The sequence below is a fragment of the Halomonas sp. R57-5 genome (assembly GCF_900070345.1).
GTDB classification, from domain to species: domain Bacteria; phylum Pseudomonadota; class Gammaproteobacteria; order Pseudomonadales; family Halomonadaceae; genus Vreelandella; species Vreelandella ventosae_B.
The window spans coordinates 3,267,881-3,291,943 of sequence record NZ_LN813019.1; the positions used below are offsets into that span (position 1 = coordinate 3,267,881).

The 24,063-nt window shown below is 55.1% G+C and carries 18 protein-coding genes; 8 read left to right on the forward strand and 10 right to left on the reverse strand.

Annotated features, from left to right (window positions below; all coding sequences use genetic code 11):
- Positions 1-95 precede the first annotated feature (95 nt).
- Genes HALO_RS15090 through HALO_RS15115 form a run of 6 tightly spaced genes read left to right on the forward strand, consistent with a single transcriptional unit; the run spans position 96 to position 5,963 of the window.
- Entirely contained in the window at positions 96-2,936 is a 2,841-nt protein-coding gene (locus tag HALO_RS15090) for a monovalent cation/H+ antiporter subunit A (RefSeq protein WP_035578207.1), read from the forward strand.
- The gene (locus HALO_RS15095) at positions 2,936-3,268 is read left to right on the forward strand and encodes a Na+/H+ antiporter subunit C (protein WP_035578205.1); all 333 of its coding nucleotides are present in this window, start codon (positions 2,936-2,938) and stop codon (positions 3,266-3,268) included. The genes HALO_RS15090 and HALO_RS15095 overlap by 1 nt, the downstream gene beginning before the upstream one ends.
- Positions 3,265-4,776 (forward strand): monovalent cation/H+ antiporter subunit D, encoded by a 1,512-nt coding sequence (locus tag HALO_RS15100; RefSeq protein WP_035578203.1) that lies wholly within the window; start codon positions 3,265-3,267, stop codon positions 4,774-4,776. Before HALO_RS15095 ends, HALO_RS15100 begins: the two co-directional genes overlap by 4 nt.
- Positions 4,773-5,270, forward strand: a complete 498-nt coding sequence (locus tag HALO_RS15105; RefSeq protein ID WP_035578201.1) for a Na+/H+ antiporter subunit E — start codon at positions 4,773-4,775, stop codon at positions 5,268-5,270. Before HALO_RS15100 ends, HALO_RS15105 begins: the two co-directional genes overlap by 4 nt.
- Positions 5,264-5,533, forward strand: coding sequence for a K+/H+ antiporter subunit F (locus HALO_RS15110; protein WP_008958594.1), 270 nt, complete (start codon positions 5,264-5,266; stop codon positions 5,531-5,533). Before HALO_RS15105 ends, HALO_RS15110 begins: the two co-directional genes overlap by 7 nt.
- Before the next feature lie 43 nt (positions 5,534-5,576).
- Positions 5,577-5,963, forward strand: coding sequence for a Na+/H+ antiporter subunit G (locus HALO_RS15115; protein WP_035578198.1), 387 nt, complete (start codon positions 5,577-5,579; stop codon positions 5,961-5,963).
- A gap of 60 nt (positions 5,964-6,023) precedes the next feature.
- On the opposite strand, the gene serB is transcribed toward HALO_RS15115, so the two are convergent.
- The 5 genes from serB to pgi form a co-directional block, all read right to left on the reverse strand.
- Positions 6,024-6,944 carry a phosphoserine phosphatase SerB gene (gene serB, locus HALO_RS15120; RefSeq protein ID WP_035578196.1) on the reverse strand — a complete coding sequence of 307 codons (921 nt, stop codon included), beginning with the start codon at positions 6,942-6,944 and terminating at the stop codon, positions 6,024-6,026.
- Positions 6,945-6,964: 20 nt separating this feature from the next.
- Complete coding sequence (gene parC, locus HALO_RS15125) at positions 6,965-9,211, reverse strand: DNA topoisomerase IV subunit A (protein WP_050713598.1); 2,247 nt, start codon at positions 9,209-9,211, stop codon at positions 6,965-6,967.
- 83 nt (positions 9,212-9,294) lie between these two features.
- Complete coding sequence (locus HALO_RS15130; protein WP_231896722.1) at positions 9,295-11,259, reverse strand: methyl-accepting chemotaxis protein; 1,965 nt, start codon at positions 11,257-11,259, stop codon at positions 9,295-9,297.
- Positions 11,260-11,368: 109 nt separating this feature from the next.
- Positions 11,369-13,264 (reverse strand): DNA topoisomerase IV subunit B, encoded by a 1,896-nt coding sequence (gene parE / locus HALO_RS15135; protein ID WP_035578191.1) that lies wholly within the window; start codon positions 13,262-13,264, stop codon positions 11,369-11,371.
- A 152-nt stretch (positions 13,265-13,416) separates the two neighbouring features.
- Complete coding sequence (gene pgi / locus HALO_RS15140) at positions 13,417-15,099, reverse strand: glucose-6-phosphate isomerase (RefSeq protein ID WP_035578189.1); 1,683 nt, start codon at positions 15,097-15,099, stop codon at positions 13,417-13,419.
- Positions 15,100-15,207: 108 nt separating this feature from the next.
- On the opposite strand from pgi, the gene cmoA reads away from it, so the two are divergent.
- Complete coding sequence (cmoA, locus tag HALO_RS15145) at positions 15,208-15,951, forward strand: carboxy-S-adenosyl-L-methionine synthase CmoA (RefSeq protein ID WP_035578187.1); 744 nt, start codon at positions 15,208-15,210, stop codon at positions 15,949-15,951.
- 2 nt (positions 15,952-15,953) lie between these two features.
- Complete coding sequence (cmoB, locus tag HALO_RS15150) at positions 15,954-16,964, forward strand: tRNA 5-methoxyuridine(34)/uridine 5-oxyacetic acid(34) synthase CmoB (protein WP_035578185.1); 1,011 nt, start codon at positions 15,954-15,956, stop codon at positions 16,962-16,964.
- Positions 16,965-17,044: 80 nt separating this feature from the next.
- Here cmoB and HALO_RS15155 read toward each other — a convergent pair whose 3' ends face one another.
- From HALO_RS15155 to HALO_RS15175, 5 genes are all read right to left on the reverse strand, one after another.
- Complete coding sequence (locus HALO_RS15155) at positions 17,045-18,169, reverse strand: hypothetical protein (RefSeq protein WP_050713599.1); 1,125 nt, start codon at positions 18,167-18,169, stop codon at positions 17,045-17,047.
- A 227-nt stretch (positions 18,170-18,396) separates the two neighbouring features.
- Positions 18,397-19,590, reverse strand: a complete 1,194-nt coding sequence (locus HALO_RS15160; protein ID WP_035578183.1) for a WD40/YVTN/BNR-like repeat-containing protein — start codon at positions 19,588-19,590, stop codon at positions 18,397-18,399.
- The gene (locus HALO_RS15165; protein WP_035578181.1) at positions 19,591-20,715 is read right to left on the reverse strand and encodes a WD40/YVTN/BNR-like repeat-containing protein; all 1,125 of its coding nucleotides are present in this window, start codon (positions 20,713-20,715) and stop codon (positions 19,591-19,593) included.
- A gap of 80 nt (positions 20,716-20,795) precedes the next feature.
- Positions 20,796-21,698: a hypothetical protein gene (locus HALO_RS15170; protein ID WP_092490849.1), complete on the reverse strand. Its 903-nt coding sequence runs from the start codon at positions 21,696-21,698 to the stop codon at positions 20,796-20,798.
- Positions 21,699-21,700: 2 nt separating this feature from the next.
- A complete protein-coding gene (locus tag HALO_RS15175; protein WP_231896723.1) occupies positions 21,701-23,845 on the reverse strand; it encodes a type VI secretion system Vgr family protein in 2,145 nt (714 codons plus the stop codon).
- Positions 23,846-24,063 lie beyond the last annotated feature (218 nt).

The window sequence follows — 24,063 nt, forward strand, 5'->3', positions numbered from 1 at the left end:
GATATCCTGTTGTTTCACTTGATGTATCCTACGCCACCAGAACGCCTCTATAGGCGCCCTGTCGGTACTCTTTTGTTTAGACGCTGGATGACCCCATGACACTGCTTTGGATAGCCTTATTGCCTCTGCTAGGCGTACTGGTGCCGGCACTCACCGCACAGCGCGGGCGCGGTTTCTGCTCACTTGCGACGGCTGTGCTGCCGGCGACTGCCTTAGTAATGACGCTACTCAACGTGCCGGCTCTGCTAGACGGCGAGCAGCTGCGTTTTTCGGCCACCTGGATGCCTGAACTGGCACTGAACCTAGCGTTTCGCCTGGATGGACTGTCGCTACTGTTCAACCTGCTGATACTCGGCATTGGCCTGTTGATTATTCTCTATGCACACTACTATTTAGCCAAAGATGAACCCTATGGCCGATTCTACGCCTTCCTGATGCTTTTTATGGCGTCAATGGTGGGTATTTCAATATCAGACAACCTGATACTGCTTTGGCTGTTTTGGGAATTAACCAGTCTGTCATCTTTTCTGTTAATTGGCTTTTGGTCCTACCGCAGCGACGCTCGCAAAGGCGCACGTATGGCGCTAACCGTAACGGGCGCAGGCGGCCTGGCACTGTTGGCAGGCTTACTGCTACTGGGCGATATGGCAGGCAGCTTCAACATGGGCGATGTATTGGCCAGCGGAGACGTTATTCTTGCCGACCCGCGCTATCCGCTTATGTTGGGGTTAGTCCTGTTGGGTGCCTTTACCAAATCAGCCCAGTTCCCGTTTCATTTTTGGTTACCTCATGCCATGGCGGCCCCCACGCCGGTATCAGCCTATCTACACTCGGCCACCATGGTGAAAGCAGGCATTTTCCTGATGGCACGGCTACACCCCGCTATTGCGGGCAGCGAGCTATGGAGCGTGGTGGTCTCGTTGGTGGGTATCATCACCATGCTTTATGGCGCCTGGTTTGCGCTGATGAAAACCGACCTCAAGGGCATTTTGGCGTTCTCCACCGTTAGTCATTTAGGCTTGATCACCGTGCTGTTGGGCATCGGTAGCCCCATGGCCATTTTGGCTGCCCTGTTTCACATTCTGAATCACGCCACCTTTAAAGCCGCCCTGTTTATGAGTGCCGGCATTATCGATCACGAAACCGGCACTCGGGAGTTGAAGCAGTTGGGGGGGCTGAGAAAAGCCATGCCTGTGACGGCGCTACTGACCACCCTGGCTGCGGCAGCAATGGCGGGCGTACCGCTATTTAATGGCTTCTTATCCAAAGAGATGTTCTTCACCGAGGCGCTGGCGACACCCGTTTTAGGTGGCCTAAGCTGGTTATTACCCGCATTAGCGGCGCTTGGCGGCATTCTTTCCGTGGCCTATTCACTGCGTTTAGCACACGCCGTTTTCTTTAAACCCGCCCGTGAAGCCCCTCCGAAATCTCCTCACGAGCCGCCACACCTCATGCGGTTGCCGGTAGAAATATTGGTAGTCCTGTGCGTGGTAGTGGGCCTGTTCCCGGCCTTTATGGCAACAGGCTTACTTGAACTCGCCAGCCAAGCGGTGATCGGTAGTCCGCTCGATTTCCACCTGGCTATCTGGCACGGCGTAAATCTGCCACTCATCATGAGTTTGCTCGCCTTCATAGTGGGTATTGCACTCTATTGGCGCCATGCCGAGGTGCGTCGATTTACCCAGCAGTTTGCCGGAGTGGATGCTCGGCGCGTGTTTGAACGTATTCTTGTTTCCATGGGCTATCGCGCCGAGCAGCTTATCGCCGCGCTTGAAGGCAATTCGCTACAGCGCTATGTGGGCTGGCTGTGGCTGGGCGCACTAGTCATGGGTGGGATCGGTCTGGTCCAGATCACCGACTTAACGGGAGCTGCTGGCAATCAAGAGCTGGATGGTATCCTTATACTTGGGGCGGGGATGTTGATGTTTGGCGGCGTAGCCACTGCTGCCACTCACCGCTACCGGCTGATTTCACTGCTGATGCTATCGGTCGTCGGGCTATTTGTGGCGCTCACCTTTGCCCGCTTCTCAGCACCCGATTTAGCGCTGACACAGCTTTCGGTGGAAGTGGTGACCATGATTCTGCTGATGCTGGCGCTGTTTTTCCTGCCGCAGAAGACCCCACGGGAATCCAGCCCACTGCGCAACGTTCGCGATATGCTGCTGGCAGGCACGCTAGGCTTGGTGATTGCCAGCCTTAACTACGCGGTCATGACCCGCGAGACGCTGTCGATTTCCAGTTTCTTTGTGGAGAACAGCAAGCCCGGTGGTGGCGGCTACAATGTGGTCAACGTGATTCTGGTCGATTTCCGGGGATTTGACACCCTAGGTGAAATCACCGTACTGGCCATCGCTGGCCTGGCGATCTTTAAGCTACTCAACCGCTTACGCCTGTTTATGCCGCACAGTGACGGCGAAGGCCGGGTATGGTCACCTGACCGCTACCCAGCGGTACTCACGTCAATTTCAATGACGCTGCTGCCACTGGCMCTGTTGGTATCTGCCTTTATCTTCCTGCGCGGCCATAATCAGCCTGGGGGTGGCTTTATCGCCGGGTTGATTACTGCGGTCGCCTTGATCCTGCTGTACATGGCCCGGGGTGTGGCGTGGGCGCAAGAACGTTTGGACTTCCCGTTCCAACCGGTAGCCGTCATTGGGGTGGCGATAGCCACTCTAACCGGGCTGGGTAGTTGGCTATTCGGCCATCCGTTCTTAACTTCGGCCTTCGGTTACTTCTCGCTACCACTGATCGGTACCTTTGAACTTGCCACCGCGTTGCTCTTTGACCTGGGCGTTTATTTAGCGGTAGTGGGTGCCACGCTGATGATTCTTGCCAATCTGGGCAAGGTCACCACCGCCCACCGCCCGGTTACTGAAGCTTCAGAAAAAGATGCCGACGCCAGCGCGGCAACGCCCTCTGCCAAGGAGCCTCGCTAATGGAACTGCTCTATGCGATGACCACCGGTGTATTGACCGCCTGTGGCCTGTACTTGACGTTGCGAGGCCGCACCTTTCCAGTAGTGGTGGGCCTTACGCTGCTCTCTTACGCCGTGAATCTATTCCTGTTTTCGATGGGCGGCTTAACCACTGATGGCCCCGCTATTGTGTCTGAGGGAACTGACTACGCCGACCCGCTCCCCCAGGCGCTGGTGCTCACTGCCATTGTGATCGGCTTTGCGATGACGGCCTTTGTGGTGATCCTGGCGATGCGGGCGCGTAGTGAAGTGGGTAACGACCACGTCGACGGTAAAAAGGAAGACCGAGAATGATGCAGCACCTGATTGTTTTTCCTGTTGTTCTACCGTTAGTGGCGGGCATCTTACTGCTCTATCAACGCCAAGGACTGGTGCGCTATAAGCGTATTGTCAGCGTTGCCGCCACTGCGCTACTGCTGCTGGTAGCGATTGGCTTGTTACGCCAAGCCGCTAGCGGTGAAATCACTTACTACGCACTCGGTGACTGGCAAGCCCCGTTTGGCATCGTACTGGTACTTGATCGCCTCTCGGCGTTAATGCTGCTGCTGACCGCTGTATTAGCCGTTGGCGCAGTGGTCTTTGCCTGTGCGGGTGACGACGAAAAAGGCAGTAACTTCCACGGCCTTTTTCAGTGGCAGTTGCTGGGCATTAATGGGGCTTTTTTAACCGGCGATTTGTTCAACCTGTTCGTCTTCTTTGAAGTACTGCTGCTAGCTTCTTACGCCCTGCTACTGCACGGTGGCGGCAAAGCGCGCATTCAGGCAAGCGTCCACTATGTGGTGCTCAACCTGGCGGGCTCTTCGCTGTTTCTGATTGCGGTGGGAATTCTCTACGGCGCCACGGGCACGCTGAATATGGCCGATATGGCCATCCGGGTCGCTGACCTACCGACAGAACGCGACGGTTTAGTGACCGCCGGTGCACTAATGCTGCTGGTGGTGTTTGGGTTAAAAGCGGCGATTCTACCGCTCTACTTTTGGCTGCCCAAGGCCTACGCCTCCGCCCCGGCCCCGGTGGCTGCACTGTTTGCGATTATGACCAAAGTGGGGATTTACGCCATTCTGCGCGTTTACTCACTTATTTTTGGCGATAGCGCTGGCGGCTTGGAGGCGCTGGAGCAGCCCTGGGTATGGTGGCTATCGCTCGGCACTCTGGCAGCCGCAGGCGTTGGGGTAATGGCCGCGCGAGATCTGCGCTTGCTGGTGGCTTACCTGGTGTTGGTGTCGGTGGGCACGCTGCTGGCAGGTATTGGCATGCGCTCACCTCAGGCGGTCTCTGCGCTACTCTATTACCTGATCCACACCACGCTAATCACTGGTGGTCTATTCCTGCTAGCGGAAATGATTGGCCTACAACGCGGTAAAGCAGGCACCCGTTTGGTCAAGGGTCGCCCTATGGTGCAAGGCGCCGTACTCGCCATGCTGTTTTTTGTCGGCGCTATCGCCGTCGCGGGCATTCCACCGTTTTCCGGCGCTTTCGGCAAGGCGTTGATGCTTAATGCCGCCGAGGGCACCCAGCGCTTATGGCTCTGGCCACTACTGCTGCTGACCAGCCTGGCCTCGCTGATCGCCCTCTCCCGGGCTGGCTCTACGCTATTTTGGCGTAGCCACCGGGGCACCACCAGCGGTAGCTCACTACCCGCTTGCCAGTGGTTTGGGGTTATCTGGCTGCTGAGCGCAGCGCCGCTATTAGTCGCACTTGCAGGGCCTGTGAGCGGCTACACTCAAGCCACAGCTGAGCAATTAGCCAACCCCCAGGTGCTGATTCGCACGCTACTACCTGATGCTGGAGATGCCCAATGATCGCCCCGCGTTCCTGGCTACCCACGCCTGTATTATCGCTACTTTTGCTGGTCGTGTGGCTGCTGTTAGTACGCAGCTACGCCTTTGGACAATTCGTGTTGGGCGGCTCGTTAGCTATCCTGATTCCCCTGCTGACCCACCGCTTTTGGGATGCACGGCCTCTGATCGCTAAGCCTTTCGCCCTACTGCGGTTTATCTTCCGGGTACTGGGAGACATTATCACCGCCAACTTTGAAGTGGCTTATTTGATCGCCAACCCCTGGCGCAAACTAAAGCCTCACTTTATCGAATACCCGCTAATGCTCGAAGAGCGCTTCACCATCACGTTACTCGCCAGCACCATCAGCCTGACACCGGGTACCGTGTCGGCCAATCTGCGTATGGATGGTAAGTCACTGCTGATTCACGCCTTAAATGTCGACGATGAAGAGGCGCTGATTAACCAGATTCGTGAGCGCTACGAACGCCCGCTCAAGGAGATTTACGAATGCTGAGCATTGCGCTTTATATCACCTTAGCGCTGGTGGTGATGGCACTGTTGATGAACCTATATCGGCTGACCATCGGCCCTAGCCTGCCCGACCGAGTACTGGCTCTAGACACCATGTACGTCAACTCGATTGCACTCATTGTGTTGTTAGGGCTGTGGCTGAACAGCAAAACCTACTTCGAGTCGGCGCTGCTGATCGCGATGCTAGGTTTTATCAGCACCGTGGCGGTATGCAAATATATTCTACGCGGAGACATCATCGAATGATTAACATGAACTATCGAATGATGAATCTAGGTCAGGGGGAGCTATGTCAGTAATCATTGAAGCGCTTATTTCACTGCTGCTGATCGCTGGCGGTATCTTCGTTTTCATCGGTTCGCTGGGGATGGCGCACCTGCGCGATTTCTATATGCGTCTGCATGGCCCTACCAAGGCCACCACCTTGGGCATCGGCTGCATGCTGATCGCTTCAATGCTGTATTTCTGGAGCATTGACGGCAAACCGGATGCTCAAGAGCTGCTGATTACGCTATTCCTGTTTATTACCGCCCCCGTCAGCGCCCACCTGTTGGCCAAGTCAGGCCTGCACCTGCGCTTAAAACACGCTGATAAAACCCAGGGTAAGCCGGTAGAGCTGCGCCCTGAGGAAGTAGGCGACAAACCAGTACCGCATCCGGATAAAGGTCATGGCTAAAAACGAATAGAGGCACTAAAAAATATAAAACAAGGCGGCGCCCAGTGGCACCGCCTTTTTTTACGGCGTTAAATCCTGCTGATGGTAGCCCAGCAGATAGAGCACACCGTCAAGACCCACCGACGATATCGCTTGGCGTGCCTGGGCACGTACCAGAGGTTTGGCGCGAAACGCGACCCCCATCCCCGCTTTGGCAAGCATTTTTAGATCGTTGGCGCCGTCACCCACCGCAATCGTTTGACCCAGGCTAAAACCTTCCCGCAAAGCAATGGACTCTAATAGTGCGGCTTTGCGTTCGGCATCGACAATCGGTTCGCTAACTGCGCCTGTGACCTTGCCCTCCTCGATGATCAGCTCATTAGCATGTATCTCGTCAAAACCCAGCTTTTCCTGCAAGTGAAGAGCAAAGTAGGTAAAGCCGCCAGAGAGAATTGCGGTTCGATAGCCCAAGCGTTTTAGATTGACCATCAGCCGTTCAACGCCGTCCATCAGCGGAAGCTCCGCAGCGATTTCCGCCAGCACCGACTCATCCAAACCGCCCAGCTTACTCATCCGCTCGCGGAAACTTGCTTTAAAATCAAGTTCGCCGCGCATGGCCCGCTCGGTGACTTCTGCGACCTCTTCACCAACGCCATGGCGGCGCGCCAGTTCGTCAATCACTTCGGCTTTGATCAGCGTGGAGTCCATGTCGAAACAGACCAAACGGGGCTGAACGTGATCTCGCGTATCTGCTTGGATAACAATATCCACGCCCAGGGTTTCGCTCAGTACCAGTGCGGCATTGCGCACGGCCTCAACATCTACCTCGCCTACCAGACGCTGCTCAACACAGTCGATACTCTCGCCCTGCTGTATATCAGCAAGGCGCTGGGTGCTCTTTTGCTGTAGACCAAATTGCACGATAAGCGCGTCTATCTGAGCCTGAATATCCGCGGTGAGTCGCGGCGCTAAAACGGTTAGGATCAAGTCACCGTTTGCCATCACTTAACTCCTACCATTATTTATTCCCCTGCCTCTAAACGGTCAACTTTTTGGAAGCCGCGGGGCAGCTTGCTGCCGCGTCGGCCACGCTCGCCACGATAATAGGCCAGATCGTCGGCTTTTAGGGTTAGCTTGCGCTTACCGGCATGAATCATTAGTGCATCGTTAGACGCCAGCACGGTAAGACCGCAGACAAACTCTTCTCTGCGCGCAGCCCTTGGGCCGGGTATATCGAGCATTTTATTGCCTTTGCCTTTGGACATCTCAGGCAGTTGATCTAGCGGGAACAGCAGCAGTCGGCCTTCGTTTGAAACCGAGGCCACCCACAACTCGTCGCCCTCAGGCACTTCAACCGGCGCCATCACATTGCAGCCTTTGGGCAGGCTAAGCACCGCTTTACCGGCTTTATTTTTACCGGTGAGCGTATCAAGGCGCGCCACAAAGCCATAGCCACCGTCGGTAGCGAGCACAAAGCGGCGTTCGGGCGGCGCAAACATCAGCCCCGCCATTTTTGCCCCGGCGGCGACATTAGCACGCCCGGTAACCGGCTCACCCTGGCCCCGGGCACTGGGCAGGTTATGCGCCGATAGCGTATAGGCACGCCCGGTGTCATCCAACAACACCAGCGGTTGGTTGGTTTTACCTTTGGCCGCTAGCTGGAAGCTATCCCCAGCTTTGTAGGAGAGCCCTTCGGGATCAATATCATGCCCTTTGGCGGCACGAATCCAGCCTTTGTCCGACAACACCACGGTAATCGGGTCAGCGCCCAACAGCTCCACTTCAGACAGCGCTTTGGACTCTTCACGTTCCACCAGTGGTGAACGGCGTTCGTCGCCGTGCTCTTTACCCGCGGCGCGAATCTCTTTTTCGATCAGGGTGGTGAGCTTGGCTTCGCTGCCTAGCAGGCCTTCTAAATACTTGCGCTCTTTTTCCAGTTCGTCCTGCTCTCCGCGAATTTTCATCTCTTCGAGCTTGGCAAGGTGACGCAGGCGCAGCTCTAGAATCGCTTCCGCTTGACGCTCGGAGAGACTAAAAGTCGCGATCAGCGAGGCTTTCGGGTCATCCTCTTCACGGATGATGCGGATCACTTCGTCCAGATCGAGGTAGGCGATCAGCAGGCCTTCCAGGATATGCAGGCGGTCTTCGACTTTACCCAGGCGGTGCTCTAACCGGCGGCGCACTGTGCTGCGTCGGAACTGCAGCCACTCGCCCAGCATTTCGGGCAGCGGCATCACCCGTGGGCGCCCATCCAGGCCGATCACGTTCATGTTCACCCGCACGTTCTTTTCCAAGTCGGTGGTAGCGAACAGGTGCGCCATCAACGACTCAACGTCAATGCGGTTGGAGCGTGGCTCAATGACCAGGCGCGTTGGCTCTTCGTGGGTCGACTCATCGCGCAGGTCGGCCACCATGGGCAGCTTTTTGGCCTGCATTTGCGCGGCAATCTGCTCCAGCACCTTGGCGCCGCTGACCTGATACGGCACAGCGGTGATAACAATATTGGCTTCTTCGCGGATATAGCGCGCGCGCAGCTTGACCGAGCCACGGCCGGATTCGTAGAGCTTACGCAGATCCGCGGGCGGGGTAATAATTTCCGCATCGGTGGGGAAGTCCGGCGCGGGCACGAATTCCATCAAATCGGKGGTGGTGGCCTTGGGGTTGCGCAACAGGTGGCAGGKGGCTTCGACGATTTCCGAGACGTTATGGGGTGGAATATCGGTAGCCATGCCCACGGCAATCCCAGTGCCGCCGTTAAGCAGCACATGGGGGAGCTTGGCAGGTAGAACCAGTGGCTCCTGCATGGTGCCATCGAAATTAGGCGCCCAGTCAACGGTGCCTTGGCCCAGTTCGCCGAGCAGCACTTCGGCAAACTTGGAAAGTTTGGCCTCGGTGTAACGCATGGCGGCGAAGGATTTAGGGTCGTCGGGGCTACCCCAGTTGCCCTGGCCGTCAACCAGCGGATAGCGGTAGCTAAATGGCTGCGCCATCAGCACCATGGCTTCGTAGCAGGCGCTATCGCCATGGGGGTGGAACTTACCCAGTACGTCACCGACGGTACGCGCCGACTTTTTGTACTTGGCGTTAGCGTGCAGCGCCAGCTCGCGCATGGCGTAAATGATTCGCCGCTGCACGGGTTTCATGCCGTCGCCGATATTGGGTAAGGCGCGGTCGAGAATGACGTACATCGAGTAGTCGAGGTACGCTTTTTCAGTGTAGTCGCGCAGGGAGAGACGTTCGACGTCGCCCTCCGCTACTTGAATATCCATGTCGATTATATCCTACCTTGACAACAAAACCGCCCCAGTCGGGGCGGCTGATAAGCGGACGCGCGGCCACTTAACATGGCTCGCTATGTTAATTGATACCTTTCGTTTGGTGCCTTCGTCTCGTGTGACAGTGCAGCCGCTTGAGAACTGCCATGAAACTCATCAAGCAATCCTTTCAAGCGCTGGGCCTGGAGCGACAGCTCATTGGCAGCACCAGCGGCCTGGCTGACCAAGCCAGCGTTCTGTTGAGTTACCGTATCCATTTGGGTAACCGCCCGGTTGATCTCGTCAATGCCGTTAGTCTGCTCGCCAGACGCTTGGCTGATTTCACTGATCCGTGCGGTCACCTCTTCAATCGCCACCACTATGTCTTTCATGGCAGATTCAGCTGCCTGAGCATAGCCACTACCGGTCGCAATCTGCTCAGAAGTGGTTTTAATCAGCCCATTAATGTTTCTGGCAGAGGCAGCACTGCGTGACGCCAGCTCGCGAACTTCGCTAGCCACCACAGCGAACCCACGGCCATGCTCACCCGCACGCGCTGCCTCAACTGAGGCGTTTAGCGCCAATATATTGGTTTGGAAAGCAATATTCTCAATCACACTAACAATGGTAGACACTTCACCGGAGCTTTCGTTGATCGCCTCCATGGATTGCGCCAGCCGCGATACCTGTTCACCACCTTGCTTAACTTTTTCCGCTGACTCTTTCGCTCGCTGATCCGCCTCTTGGGCGTTGTCAGCGTTGCGCTTCACCGTCGCGGCCATCTCTTCCATCGTGGAAGAGGTCTCTTGCAAAGAAGCCGCCTGCTGCTCGGTGCGGCTAGAAAGCTCGGTATTGCCCGCGGCAATTTCCGTCGATTCACTGGCGATAGCATCAGCTACGCTGCGCACGTCGCCGAACAGATGCTGCAGTTTATCCGAGTAGCGGTTTACAGCGCTGCGTAGCTCGCCAATTTCATCGTCGCGATAAATAGTCAGCTCMCGGCTAGAGCCACCCTGCCCTAACTGATCAATCTGCAGCGTGGTACTGCGAATTTGCCGCAACAGGATGCGTCCACCCCACCAACCCAGTGCAAGCAACAGCGCTAACAGGGGCAGAATGACAACCAGCAAATCACGCGTTAAGGTTCGCGCCAGCGCCGTCACTTCTTCTTGCGGCGTCATTAACCCAAGCGTCCAACCGGTATCCTGCATATCAAACAAGCGCACCGAGGCGGGAGSATCCAGCACTCCTGCTGTCTCAACGCTGATTTCGTCGCGCCCTTCATTGAGGCCATCAATAACGGGCTGCAACCAAGGCATATTGCTGGTTAAATTCGCTAAGCCCTGCATTTCATCCGTTTCCAGGTCAGCACCTGGGAAATGAATTACATTACCCGCACTATCAAGCACAAACGCATAGCCACCGGTAGCACCGCCGTTTTCGGTTAAGAACTCGGCAACACCTTCTAGCTGCATATCAATAGTGGCCACGCCCGCAAACTCATCATCAAGATAGTAAGGGACGCTACACGTCACCATTGCCACGCCCGTGGCAGGGTCACGATACGCCGTTGACCATACGCATTGCCCCGGTTCGGCACCACGGGCGCTGCTGTACCACTCTTCATCCTGATAAGGCGACATACCGGGGGCATTATAATCATCTAAAAACTCAAGCCCGCCTTGCTCGTTTCTTGCCCAGAAGAAACTAAAACGCTCAACCCCCTCTTCAAATGCATTGGGCTCTGGCCAGATGCCACCGCCAACAATGACGCTGTTACTATTGTCATCCACCACTCTTGGGAAGGCTTGCAAATAAAGTTCTTCTTCGCGAGGTAACGACTCAGCCAAGGCGGCAAGACTCGAGGTATTGCCTTCAACCCGCGATAACTGCGCGTCCAAAGCGTTGACTATCGAACCGCCTGTTCGATCCACCAACGACTGGCTTGCTTCAATCMCCAGCGGKTGGCCACGCCACGCCATCACGGCGTAGATACTGGCGGCCATCAGTAGCATAAGTGCGAGTGCGGCCAGCGTTAGCTGCCTAGATATGGTTTTAAACAACGTTTTCCCCTTGAATGTGCGGTTTTTAGAGTTTGTAAGCCCTACATTCAACTATCGGCTAAAGCACGAGTTACTGTAACAACGCCTTGTTAACGCTTATCTATTTTATTTATACCTCGATATCAGCGAGGTTGCCGTAATCTTCCAGCCACTTTTTGCGATCACCGGCACGTTTTTTGGCCAGCAGCATATCCATCATTTCCATGGTGCCATCGCCATCGGTCAAGGTGAGCTGCACCAGGCGCCGGGTTTCCGTCGACATGGTGGTTTCACGCAGCTGCAGCGGGCTCATCTCCCCCAGGCCCTTGAAACGCTGCACATTAGGCGTGCCGCGCTTACTGGCCAGTTGCTTGAGAATGGCGGCTTTTTCGCTCTCATCCAGGGCGTAGTGCACTTCTTTACCCAGATCAATCCGGTAGAGGGGCGGCATCGCCACATAGACGTGGCCGGCATCGACCAAGCTCGGGAAATGGCGCACGAACAGCGCGCACAGCAGCGTGGCGATGTGCAGGCCGTCGGAGTCGGCATCGGCGAGAATACAGATCTTGTGGTAGCGCAGTTTTTCCAGATCAGCGCTGCCGGGGTCGGCGCCGATGGCCACGGCGATATCATGGACTTCCTGGGAGCCGTAGATATCGTGCGTTTCTACTTCCCAGGTATTCAGGATCTTACCGCGCAGCGGCAGTATCGCCTGCGTTTCGCGGTTGCGGGCCTGTTTGGCACTGCCGCCGGCAGAGTCCCCTTCGACCAAAAACAGCTCGCTTTGCGCGGGGTCTTGGCCGGAGCAGTCGGCCAGCTTACCGGGCAATGCCGGGCCGGACGTGACCTTTTTACGAGCGACCTTCTTGGCTTTTTTCTGGCGATTCTGCGCCGCGCTGATGACCAGTTCGGCAATCGCTTCGGCTTGATCCACATGATGGTTTAGCCATAGCGAGAAAGCGTCTTTAACCACGCCGGAAACAAAACCAGCAATCGTGCGCGATGAAAGCCGTTCTTTGGTTTGCCCGGCAAACTGTGGGTCGAGCATTTTTACCGAGAGCACAAAGGAAGTGCGCTCCCATAAATCATCGGCGGTGAGCTTGATGCCGCGGGGCAACAGGTTGCGGTATTCGCAGAACTCGCGCAGGGCATCCAAGAGCCCGGAACGGAAACCGTTGACGTGGGTGCCGCCCTGGGGGGTAGGAATTAGGTTAACGTAGCTCTCCAGCAGCGCTTCGCCGCCTTCGGGTAGCCACTGGATGGCCCAGTCCACGCCGTGTTCGTCGTCGCTAAAGTGGCCGACAAACGGCTCGGGGGGCAGCACTTCATAGCCATCGGTGGCTTCTACCAAATAGTCGCGTAGGCCGTCGGCGAACTCCCACTCAGTGGTGGTGCCCTCGGGCTCTACCAGCTTGACCTTGAGCCCAGGGCAAAGCACCGCTTTGGCACGCAGCAGGTGTTTGAGCCGCGTTAGCGCTAGTTTGGGACTATCGAAGTAGCTCTCATCGGGCCAGAAACGTACCAGGGTGCCACTCGTCCGCTTGGGCGCTTTACCAATTTCATGCAGCTCTTCGACTTTTTCACCGAACTCGAAGGCCATGGCATGGCGTGCACCGTCGCGGGTGACTTCGACATCCAGTCGGCGCGATAGCGCATTCACCACCGAAACACCGACACCGTGCAGGCCGCCGGAGAAGCGGTAGCTGGTGGAGGAGAACTTTCCTCCCGAGTGCAGTTTGGTAAAGATCAGCTCAACGCCGGATACCCCGTGCTCAGGGTGCAGGTCGATAGGCATGCCGCGGCCATTGTCCTGCACTTCGATCCCGCCGTCGCTATGCAGCACGACGTGGATCTCGGTGGCGTGGCCTGCTAGAGCCTCATCGACACTGTTATCAATGACTTCCTGGGCAAGGTGGTTGGGGCGAGTGGTGTCGGTATACATACCGGGACGCTTACGTACCGGCTCGAGGCCCGACAGGACTTCGATGGAACTCGCGCCGTACTGAGAGGCATCAAACTGGGTCATGTAACGTCGGTTCCCTGAAAAATCGTACTGGCAGCCATATTGAATGCTGAATCGAGTAATTGGCGGCTGGCAAAGAAGCACAGGATAGCGGAAAAGCAAAAAGCTGTATATCTAGCCATGCTTATTACCAGGGGCGCCGGGGACAGGACAGATCACTCTTGCTCCGCCGCCCAAAATGCCTCAATCAACCCACGGCTTGAGGCATCCATCCGCGATAGGTCTCCTTCACCGTCGATGATTTTCTGGGTATCGGTGGCAATCTGTTTACCCAACTCAACGCCCCATTGATCGAACGGGTTGATATCCCAAATCACCGCTTGAACAAATACCTTGTGCTCGTAAAGCGCAATGAGCGCCCCCAGCGTAGAGGGCGTCAGTTGATCAAGCAGCACCGTGGTGGAGGGCTGATTGCCCCGATAACGTTTATGCTCCGGTCGTGGGCCGTCATCTTCCAAAGCATCGTCACCGAGCATCAACACACGGGACTGGGCAAAGCAGTTAGCCAGCGCCAGGCGGTGCTGGGTTTTAAGGTGGCGACGGGTATCCGGGTCTTCCACCTCATCATAACGCTTGAGCGGCGCGATGAAATCGCATACTACCGGCTGGGTGCCTTGGTGCAGCAACTGGTAAAAAGCATGCTGGGCATTAGGGCCAAGCTGGCCCCAAAGTACCGGGCATGTGGAGTAGTTAACCGGCTGGCCTTGGCGGGTGACCGACTTGCCGTTGGACTCCATCTCAAGCTGTTCAAGGTAGGCGGCAAAATACTCCAATCGTCCATCGTAGGGCAGTATGGAGTGCGCGCGGATATCCAGAAAATTAACGTTCCAGATTCCTGCTAACGCTAGCAGCACGGGCAGGTTCTCCGACATTTCTGCCTTGGCGAAATGGTGATCCATGGCGTGCGCACCGGCTAAAAATTCGCGGAAATTCGCCATCCCCACCACCAGTGCAATCGGCAAGCCGATAGTGCCCCACAGCGAGTAGCGCCCGCCGACCCACTCCCAAAAAGTTAACTGATGGTCGTCCGCAATGCCCCACTCGGTCATTTTCTCGGGGCTCGCCGACACCCCGATAAAGTGCTGGCGAACAACTAACTCTGCGCTGATCGGCGTCGCGCCATGCTGAGTCAAACGACCCAGCAGCCACTCCCGGGCAGTGTTAGCGTTGGAGAGCGTATCAATGGTCGTGAATGATTTGGACGACAGCACAAAGATGGTGGTTTCAGGATTCAACCGACTCAGATAATCCGCTAACTGCGAGCCATCCATGGTGGAAGCAAAATGCACCTCAACCGGGTGAATATCTTTGGGACGGAAATCCGCCAACGCATGGGTGACCATCAAGGGTCCCAGATCTGAACCGCCAACGCCCAGATTCACCACATGGCGAATCGGCTTGCCGGTGGCACCGCGCCACTGCCCTGCGTGCAGCCGGCTCACCAAGCGCTCCATTTGGGCAAGGCTTTCGTGCACGGCAGCGACGATATCTTCACCTTCAACATCAAGCGAGGCATCGGCGGGCAAACGCAACGCTGTATGTAACGCCGGACGGTTTTCGCTAACATTCACTCGCTTACCGCTTAGCAGTGCCTCAATCGCCGAGGGCACCCCCGCTTCAGTCGCCAGCGTAAACAGATGCTCGAGCGTATCGTCATCCCAGCGCTGTTTGGAGAGATCCAGCGTCAAGCCCGCCACCTGGCGAGTAAAACTCTCCCAGCGCGAGGGCTCGGTGCCAAACAGCGTTTTTAGGTGAACGTGCTGCAGCGTTTCAGCGTGATGCTTTAACGTCTGCCACGCGGGTAACGTATCGGGGGTAGCGCTTGATGCTGAGGCCATGTGGCATCTCCAGTGGCGTCGTTCCATGCAAGGTCTGTTCTGGCGTACTGTTCTGACTTACGAAGGACGCGTAAACTACGCAGCCTCATTAACAATACCGGCTTGCCCATGAGTGATGCATCTTACCGTGACGCTATCTTTTCGACACCCCTTGACCGCGTAGCGCGGTTCTCTTTCGATGAGAAGGTCGTCGCATGCTTTCCTGATATGATCCGTCGATCAGTGCCTGGATACGGGCAAATTCTGGGCATGCTGAGTTTAATTGCCCAGCGCCACCTTCGCCACGGTGCCCATGTATATGACCTGGGCTGCTCCCTTGGCGCCTCCGGGCTTGCACTGGCGGGCGCGCTGCCGCCTGATGCTTTTCGCTACACAGGTGTCGATCTTTCCCCCGCCATGGTGACTCAGGCACGGCAAACCTTCGCTGACGAGTGCCCAGCGTACGCTATGCAGGTCGAAGAAGCCGACATTCGTACCCTAGAGTATGCGCCTTCGGGCATGATCATTCTCAATTTTACCCTACAGTTTCTACCCGCCGCTGACCGCGATGCGCTACTGGCGCGGCTTTATGCAGCACTGGAACCCGGCGGCGTGCTGATTCTTTCCGAGAAAACCGTCGATGCCGACGAGCGCGATAACGCCTGGCGGGTCGAACGCTACCACGACTTTAAGCGCGCCAATGGCTACAGCGATTTAGAAATCAGCCAAAAGCGCACTGCCCTGGAAAACGTGCTGGTACCGGACACACTGGACGCACTGCATGGGCGGCTAAAGCAGGCAGGCTTTCCGCGCTCAATGACTTGGTTCCAGTACCTCAACTTTGCCTCGCTGATTGCGTTTAAGGAGGGCTAAAGGTGGCACCGTTATCCGACGATCATCGCGCAATTTATCAGGCGTTTTTAGATCAAGCTACACTGGATGCCTCGCTAACMCCCTGGCTAGCGAAGCTGCCTGAGCAGCTAGCTTATGGGCTTGACCGCAACCGCCACGGCGACTTGTCTGCCTGGGAAAAAGCTGTGGCCAAACTGCCCACGCTGCCCTCTGAGCGGCGCGTGGATTTAAACAGTGATACCGTCAGCGTTGAGCTCGACCTTAGCGATAGCCAGCAGCGCCAATGCTTTAACCTGCTTAGAAAGCTTGCCCCGTGGCGTAAAGGCCCTTTTCAGCTAGGCGGCATTTATATCGACACCGAGTGGCGCTCTGACTGGAAGTGGCAAAGAGTGGCGCCACACCTGGCACCGCTAAAATATCGCAAAGTGCTCGATGTGGGTGGCGGCAGCGGTTACCACGCTTGGCGGATGGCCGGGGCAGGGGCTGCTTTTGTGCTAATCATCGACCCTTCGCCACGTTTCTACTGGCAGTTTCAGGCAGTACGCCACTTTGTGGGTGATGCGGATGGCGGCAGAACGCAGTTTTTACCCGTGGGCATTGAAGATGTGCCTGAGAATCTGGGCTTTTTTGATACGGTATTTTCCATGGGCGTGCTCTATCACCGCCCTGCCCCGCTGGAACATCTTCAGCAGCTAAAAGCCGCCTTGGCACCGGACGGCGAGCTGGTGCTGGAGACCCTGGTAGTCGAAGGCGACGAACAGACCGTATTTGTGCCCGGCGAACGTTACGCCGCCATGCCCAACGTCTACTTCCTGCCCTCTTCTCAAGCGCTCTGCCACTGGCTGGAGCGCTGCGGTTTTACCAACGTGCGCGTGGTTGACGAAGCCGTTACCACGTTAGACGAGCAGCGATCGACGGAGTGGATGACTTACCAATCGTTGGCCGATTTTCTTGACCCGAACGATCGCAGCCGCACAATCGAAGGTTACCCAGCACCGCGGCGGGCGGTGATTTTGGCGAATAAGGCGGGGTAGATAACATGTCGCCCGCCCCAGCGGCAACTTCAAAATGGGGCTTAGCCGAAAGCCATAGTTTTAAGCCATCATGCTCGCCCTCATGGTGTTCCATCACTTTTTATTTCCAGGTTTAGCTCTTCTTCTATCGCTAAATAATTAGGAACCAAACTTACCATTAGGTTTTCTCTTCCTTTCCATTTTGTATTTTTGACAACTGATCGATGAGAAGCCCTCGCCTCCTCTAGCTCTTTCCAGCTAACCTGCTCGTAAAATTTTTTCCAATGAGCGCTTTCGACTATTCTCTTTCCTTCTTTATCATGAAGCCTGGTAGTAAAATCTAAATCGCGAAATGGCTCTAACTGAGGAATGTCTGGAAGAGGTTGAGATACATCCATATAACGACATAACATATCCCATGCCGCCTGATGCTCCGCGACACCTCCATCTACTTCTAATATAAAATCAAGTGGCTGATAAGCGGTAGGTGAACGGCTATCATTAGGATAACGATGAATTATATTTAAAGCGTATTTGTGGTCACCTAATAAGCTTACTTTCCTGACAATATAAGCATCAAATTCATAAAACAAAAACTCTCCCCACGGTGCAACAACTTTTCCAGTCTTGCGTGAAAAATAAAATTCGTTCAAACCGCGTAGAGACAACCGATGGTATTTATGATCATTTTCCACCCACTTAACTACTAAATACGCTCCTGTCATAAATACAACTATCCAGCCTATAGGGCTTATTAGCACTGCTAGCAGAGAGTATGGATCCATCTTATAAGCAATGATTACAGAAATCGAAAATATGCAATAAAAAAACTTCTCAGATGAACTTGCACTACCCCAAAACCTAAACCAGTCATTATATAATCTTCCAAAATAACTTTTAATGACGTCAAAATCATTAAACGCCTCATTTATTCTCATTAACCAACGCGTGTCGTTCACTTCGCAATCTTTTCTTCGTTGGGGATCCATAAAAAACGCTGAGGGAGTTTCAGAATACTGATATGACGTAGGGTGCACTCCTAGGTAAGAAGACCACCCAAGACGTTTTACAAGCTTCTTTTTCTTAAGTCTAAAATCCGCATACGCATTTTCTTGAGCAGGGATAGAGTCTAATCTAAACGCCGTTTCTGAATACCCAGACTTACAACCATTAGGTGAATACTCTTTCTCTGAGAGTAATTTCTCGTCTTCAATTTTATCAGTCATAATATCTCTAGCTTACTATCATTTTAAGCTTTAATCTTCCGGAAAAAATAGAGCCCTTCACATGCCTACTCCTGCCCTCCAAAACTAAGAGGGTTAATACAACAACCGCAGCTCCAATCATCTCCTTGCTTATATTGTCTTATAGTCACTACATCTACTATTGAGTAGCAAAAGCTATATTACCCCTGCTTCATCAGGCGTTTCTAACAGTTGTAACACCATACTATTTAGGGAATCTCTCGCCGATAGAGTGAATAGCCAGCCACCCGCCAACGTTCGCCTGTGCGGGTGTCGTAGTAACCTCCCTGAGCGCTGCGACCTTCATCCTCTATACGCCAGTCAGCACCACCATCGTAGTTAACGGCCGTAACGTCTTTACCCAGCAGGCTGCCTTCGTTAACCCCATCGAACAATAATCCCTCTTCCGGCGTGATGTAGAGTGCATAGCCCACCAAGTCGCTGTCGAACTCATGTAGTTCCGTCAGTTGACTGCCATTCCAGTGCCAGATAGATGTAGGGTGATGTACCAACTGTTCCTTGGGCATCAGGGACGTCGGGCGTCCTTTGCGGGCCAGAATATAGACCTCACCCTGTTCATTAGCGGCAATATCATTCACGCCGTAATCGCCGATGGCGACCTCGAAGCGTGGCTCGGTTTCTCCCCACGGTAGTGAGTAGATAACGCTTTCGCCACGAGCTTGATCGAAGAATGTCATCCGCAGAACGTTATCCTGGCCAAGGGCAACTAGATCGAAACGCTCCCGTTCATTTTCCGGATCACGCGCTTCTGCTGGCACAGGGATTTCCTCCCAGTGCTCACCACCATTCTCGGTACGCCATATATGTGGTCCCCAACCAATCAGGTAGCCTCGCTGGGCGTCGAGAAACCGAAATGCCGAAATATTTTGGTCTTCTGGCCAGCGTAACTTCTCCCAGGACTCGCCCTGGTCGGTGGATTTAAAGAGTTGAGTTGCTTGAGGGCGATAGCGCTGACCTACAGGCTTATTAGCAGTACGGTCTGACCAGCCTGTCGCTAGATATAAGGTATTCCAATCTGGAGACAGCCACCAGTCGGCCTGCTGGGCAGGCTCTTCAAAGCGCCGTTCAACGCCTTCTTCAAGCGAGCCACCAAGAATACGTACCGTACGGCGATTAGCTGTTTCGCTTGGGCTATACATCCACTGTTCAGTAAACTCAGCCCGTGTTGGGTCGCTTCGCTCTTCACGCGACTTCGTGGTTACTTCAGGATTTGTAAGCTTCATGGACAGCACTTGCTCTCCACTCATCCTAAAGTCCCCTGGCCCGTAGGGCGTATCTTCCTTCATAAAGTCGTTACTAACACGCTCCCACTCCGTGCCATGGGTGAAGGCCCAGTATGCAAATAGCACGCTCCCTAATAGGAAGCCATAGCGCTTTTTCATTTAGGGAATTTCGCGTCGGTAAAGCGAATAGCCAGCCACCCGCCAGCGTTCGCCCGTGCGTGTATCGTAGTAGCCTCCTTGGGCGCTGCGGCCTTCATTCTCTATCCGCCAGTCAGCACCGCCGTCGTAGCTAACGGCCGTAACGTCTTTACCCAGCAGGCTGCCTTCGTTAACCCCATCGAACAATAATCCCTCTTCCGGCGTGATGTAGAGTGCATAGCCCACCAAGTCGCTGTCGAACTCATGTAGTTCCGTCAGTTGACTGCCATTCCAGTGCCAGATAGATGTAGGGTGATGTACCAACTGTTCCTTGGGCATCAGGGACGTCGGGCGTCCTTTGCGGGCCAGAATATAGACCTCACCCTGTTCATTAGCGGCAATATCATTCACGCCGTAATCGCCGATGGCGACCTCGAAGCGTGGCTCGGTTTCMCCCCAGGGCAGTGAGTAGATAACGCTTTCGCCACGAGCTTGATCGAAGAATGCCATCCGCAGAACGTTATCCTGGCCAAGGGCAACTAGATCGAAACGCTCCCGTTCATTTTCCGGATCACGCGCTTCTGCTGGCACAGGGATTTCCTCCCAGTGCTCACCACCATCCTCTGTGCGCCAAATGTGGGGTCCCCAGCCAATCAGATAGCCCCGCTGGGCGTCGAGAAACCGAAATGCCGAAATATTCTGATCTTCGGGCCAGCGTAACTTCTCCCAGGACTCGCCCTGGTCGGTAGATTTAAAGAGTTGGGTCGCCTGAGGGTGGTAACGCTCACCTGCAGGCTTATTAGCAGTACGGTCTGACCAGCCTGTCGCTAGGTATAAAGTATTCCAATCTGGAGACAGCCACCAGTCGGCCTGCTGGGCAGGTTCTTCAAAGCGCCGCTCGACGCCCTCCTCAAGCGAACCCGCGAGAATGCGTACCGTGCGGCGGTTGGCGGACTCACCGGGTTTCCCCATCCACGCCTCCGCAGGTTCTGCTCTATTAGGATCACTCCACTCATCACGTGGCTTAAACGTTATTTCAGGATTCGTGAGCTTCATTGACAATATCTGCTCACCACGCATTCGAAAATCCCCCGGCCCGTAAGGGGTGTCTTCCTTCATAAAATCGTTACTAATGCGCTCCCACATACCACCACTCCCTATCACGTATCCTGCTATCAAAATGACCAATGTTGCTGCTGCCCACTGATATCGGCGCATAGTGGCTCCTAGCGTATATGATTCATCAGCCGCGAAAGCGCCTGCTCCACAGCACTGAGACCCTCATTCGCCGCCTCGGCCGCCGCTTGTGCTCGGCTTGAGACAGCATCCTTGGCACTGTTAGCTTTGTCCCAGCCGACTTCAACAGCGCTGTCCCAAGCCTGCTTCCACGTCTCGCCATCCAACCACTCTTCAGCATTGGGCTGGGTGCCAATTCGCATCAGGTCGGTGATCGGTAAATCAGCAAGGCCCGCATCAAGATAGGCAGGTACATGGGTATTGAAAGCAAAAGTTTTGAAGGTGATGGGATCGACTTCCAGCTCATACTGGGTGACTTCCATCTGAACGCTGCGGTTGGGGTAGCGGCGGCAGACCACAGAGATGTAATCGCCATCCATATTGTCTTCAAGACCAGTTTCTATATTCTTCTGTAGCAAATATCGCGCTTCTGCTAACCACCCTTTCCCAGCATCGCTTAAACGAGGTTGAAGTCGCTCCCCATAGGTATAACAGTAGTAATATCCGTAGCTGATGTAATAACCCGGTGGCAGATGCCCGCAGCCAATATGGCGCATCATAAAATTGGCGTGCCGCGACCAGTGAGAATGGGCGCTATCGGGTGCAATAATTTCATCCCGGTTAGCTAGAAAACGGAGGAATACGTCAACATTGTCAAAAGGGTTCCAGGTGGTGGCCCAGGCTTTAAGAGCTTCCCAGCTTGCAACGCCGCTTTTATCAATAAACTCATCGTGAAGAGGACGATAATACCACTCGCAGTTGCCTAAAAAGGCCTCATTGGCGGGTGGCACCTGCTTGTTACAGACATGAAGATTAACGGTGRCAGGCTGTGTGTCATCGGTGGGGGTATAGGCCGCATCAGCAGCACCTAGAACATCATCATTCGTAGACACCCTTAGACTCCTAAGATATCGATATGCAAGCGGCCAGGTACGTCGCTTTCGGTGAGCTCGGTTTCACCCAGTTCATTAGTGCGCCCTTCTTTTACGACGCCACCCTGCGCATCGGTAATGCGATAGCGCATATTGGCGGCAGGTATATTCGTACCGCTCCATTTAGCGACAAAGGCTTGGTTATAGCTACCAGCGTCACTTTCACTGCCACTAGGCCGCAAAGGGTCTAAGACCGCCTGTCCACTCCCCAAGCCGGGGCTACCCCCAGAGTTGAACTTGACCTGAGCACCAACGATGGTAATGCCGCTAAGATCAAGTTTTACGAAGCTGCCCCCGGCTTTGAGGGTGATCTCTGCTCCGGCATCGATCACCGTTTTGCTGCCTGATTTTTGATGCACTTCCTGCCCCGCTTCCATCAGCTGCGCCTGGCCAACTTTTTCATGGCGGGTGCCGTCGATTCTCAGGTGGTCGTCACCATCGACTTGGGTATGGCGGTTGTTATGCACCGTGTGGTGATCGTCGTTATCAATCTCGCTGATGCGGTCATTGTGCACCTTGAGRTGGCTGTCGCKSCGGATCTCTTCRRTGCGGTCGTTRAGBGTTAACAGSTCCAGGTCTTTCTGGGCRTGGAGCCARATYTGCTCTTCGCCYGCTTCRTCYTCAAAGCGCAGTTCGTTGAAGCCTTCGGCCTTGTGGCTTTGGGTACGGATGACGGTGCGGGTTTTGTGTTCCGGCAGCGGGTAAGGCGCCGTATTCACCGCGTGGTAGGTACGCCCGGTAACCAGCGGCTGATCTGGGTCACCCTCTAAAAACGAGATAATCACTTCATGACCAATACGCGGAATGGCGATACTGCCATAGCCGCCACCTGCCCAGCCTTGGGCAACACGCACCCAGCAGCTCGCCGTTTCATTAGGTTCGGCGTAGCGATCCCAGGGGAACTGCACTTTCACCCGGCCGTGCTCGTCGCAGTGGATCTCTTCGCCTTCGGGGCCCACGACAAAAGCCACCTGGGGCCCATCGACGCGGGGCTTGGGATTAGGCGTGGCTCGCCAGGGGGCATCTCCGGGGATCAGCGTGACCTGATTGTGATAACGGGTCATCCCAGCGCTGTCAGAAGCGGTCATCCCGTCCTCTTCCAGCGCCTGGGGTTGCTCACCAAAGTGTCTCACTTCAATGGCTTGCCAGTCGCGGTTTAGACTGTCGGTGTCATGATTAGTCAGAGCAAAGCGCAGGCCGGGGGCCAGTTCGGGAAGGTCGCTTTCGGCGCTGGCGGTGATCGCTTCCCGGCGCAGCTGCTCCAGGCGAATGCGGGCAAACGGCTCGCCAGAGGCGTCCTGCTTATAGCGACCGGGGTAGTCGTAATGCTCGTAGTCAGCTTGCTGCCCACTAGCTTCTACACCTCGGCCCTGGTAGTCGTGCAGCTGTGCATAGGCGGGGTTTTTAAAGCTATAGTCTTTCAGCGTGGCGGACGCGGTCGCAACACGGGCAGTATGGCTGAGTTTGCGCACATGGCGGCTGGGGGCGGTGCCGCCTGCACGGCTGTGGTAAGTGCGTTCGCCGAGGTTGGTCAGTACCTGCGGGTCATCGGCGAAGATCAGCCGATGGCTACCCTCTGCAAATTCATGGAAGTAAAACAGGCCCTCTTCGGCGGCCAGGCGCTCGATAAAGGTGAGGTCGGTTTCACGGTACTGGACGCAGTACTCACGCTCGGCTAGGTCGCGGTTTACCGCAAATCCAACATCGGTAATACCCCGCTCATCGCACAGGGTATTAATGATGGTGAGCGGGTCGACCTTTTGGAAAATACGCGAGTTCTGACGCAGCGAAAGCCGCCAGAACGCTGGGCGCAGCCCCAGCGAGTAGAAGGTACGGCGATGGCCGCGGTCGCCCTGGCCAAATTCACTAACGATACCGTGCACTCGGCGCAGCGGTTCGCCATCCTGCCAAATAGTCAGTTCTGCCTCACGATCCAGCAGCTCCGCGGCGTCCAGGCTGCCATCGCGGCTGGCAAGGTTGAGCGCCAGCTCGAAAGGCTGGGAGAGCGCTTCATGGTAGGTGAAGTCAATCACCGCCACGTCATCCACCCCCGGTAGCGTTAGGGTGAATTGAAGGCCTGTCTTATCCGCCCCCATCCTGTCAGACATAATGCCGCTCCCTGGACCATCATTCGCTAATGAGAAACGCTCAGCATAGCGAGCCAAAAGCGAAGCGCAACCCTTGCAGGGCAAGTCACAGAGATCTCTTACACGCATGTAAGAGATCTCTTACAAAACTTTAAGCGATGGCTTACAGAAATCTCAGCACTCCCTCACTTAGTAGTGCTTTTTAGCAATAGCAGACCAACATTGAGCTATAGCTTTGT

Bases quoted from the DNA above. Each gene is read 5' to 3' on its own strand.
- serB (WP_035578196.1), bottom strand. From the start codon at position 6,944: ATGGCAAACGGTGACTTGATCCTAACCGTTTTAGCGCCGCGACTCACC.
- HALO_RS15110 (WP_008958594.1), top strand. From the start codon at position 5,264: ATGCTGAGCATTGCGCTTTATATCACCTTAGCGCTGGTGGTGATGGCA.
- HALO_RS15095 (WP_035578205.1), top strand. From the start codon at position 2,936: ATGGAACTGCTCTATGCGATGACCACCGGTGTATTGACCGCCTGTGGC.
- HALO_RS15155 (WP_050713599.1), bottom strand. From the start codon at position 18,169: ATGACTGATAAAATTGAAGACGAGAAATTACTCTCAGAGAAAGAGTAT.
- HALO_RS15105 (WP_035578201.1), top strand. From the start codon at position 4,773: ATGATCGCCCCGCGTTCCTGGCTACCCACGCCTGTATTATCGCTACTT.
- parE (WP_035578191.1), bottom strand. From the start codon at position 13,264: ATGACCCAGTTTGATGCCTCTCAGTACGGCGCGAGTTCCATCGAAGTC.
- cmoA (WP_035578187.1), top strand. From the start codon at position 15,208: ATGAGTGATGCATCTTACCGTGACGCTATCTTTTCGACACCCCTTGAC.
- HALO_RS15160 (WP_035578183.1), bottom strand. From the start codon at position 19,590: ATGAAAAAGCGCTATGGCTTCCTATTAGGGAGCGTGCTATTTGCATAC.
- HALO_RS15115 (WP_035578198.1), top strand. From the start codon at position 5,577: ATGTCAGTAATCATTGAAGCGCTTATTTCACTGCTGCTGATCGCTGGC.
- pgi (WP_035578189.1), bottom strand. From the start codon at position 15,099: ATGGCCTCAGCATCAAGCGCTACCCCCGATACGTTACCCGCGTGGCAG.
- HALO_RS15100 (WP_035578203.1), top strand. From the start codon at position 3,265: ATGATGCAGCACCTGATTGTTTTTCCTGTTGTTCTACCGTTAGTGGCG.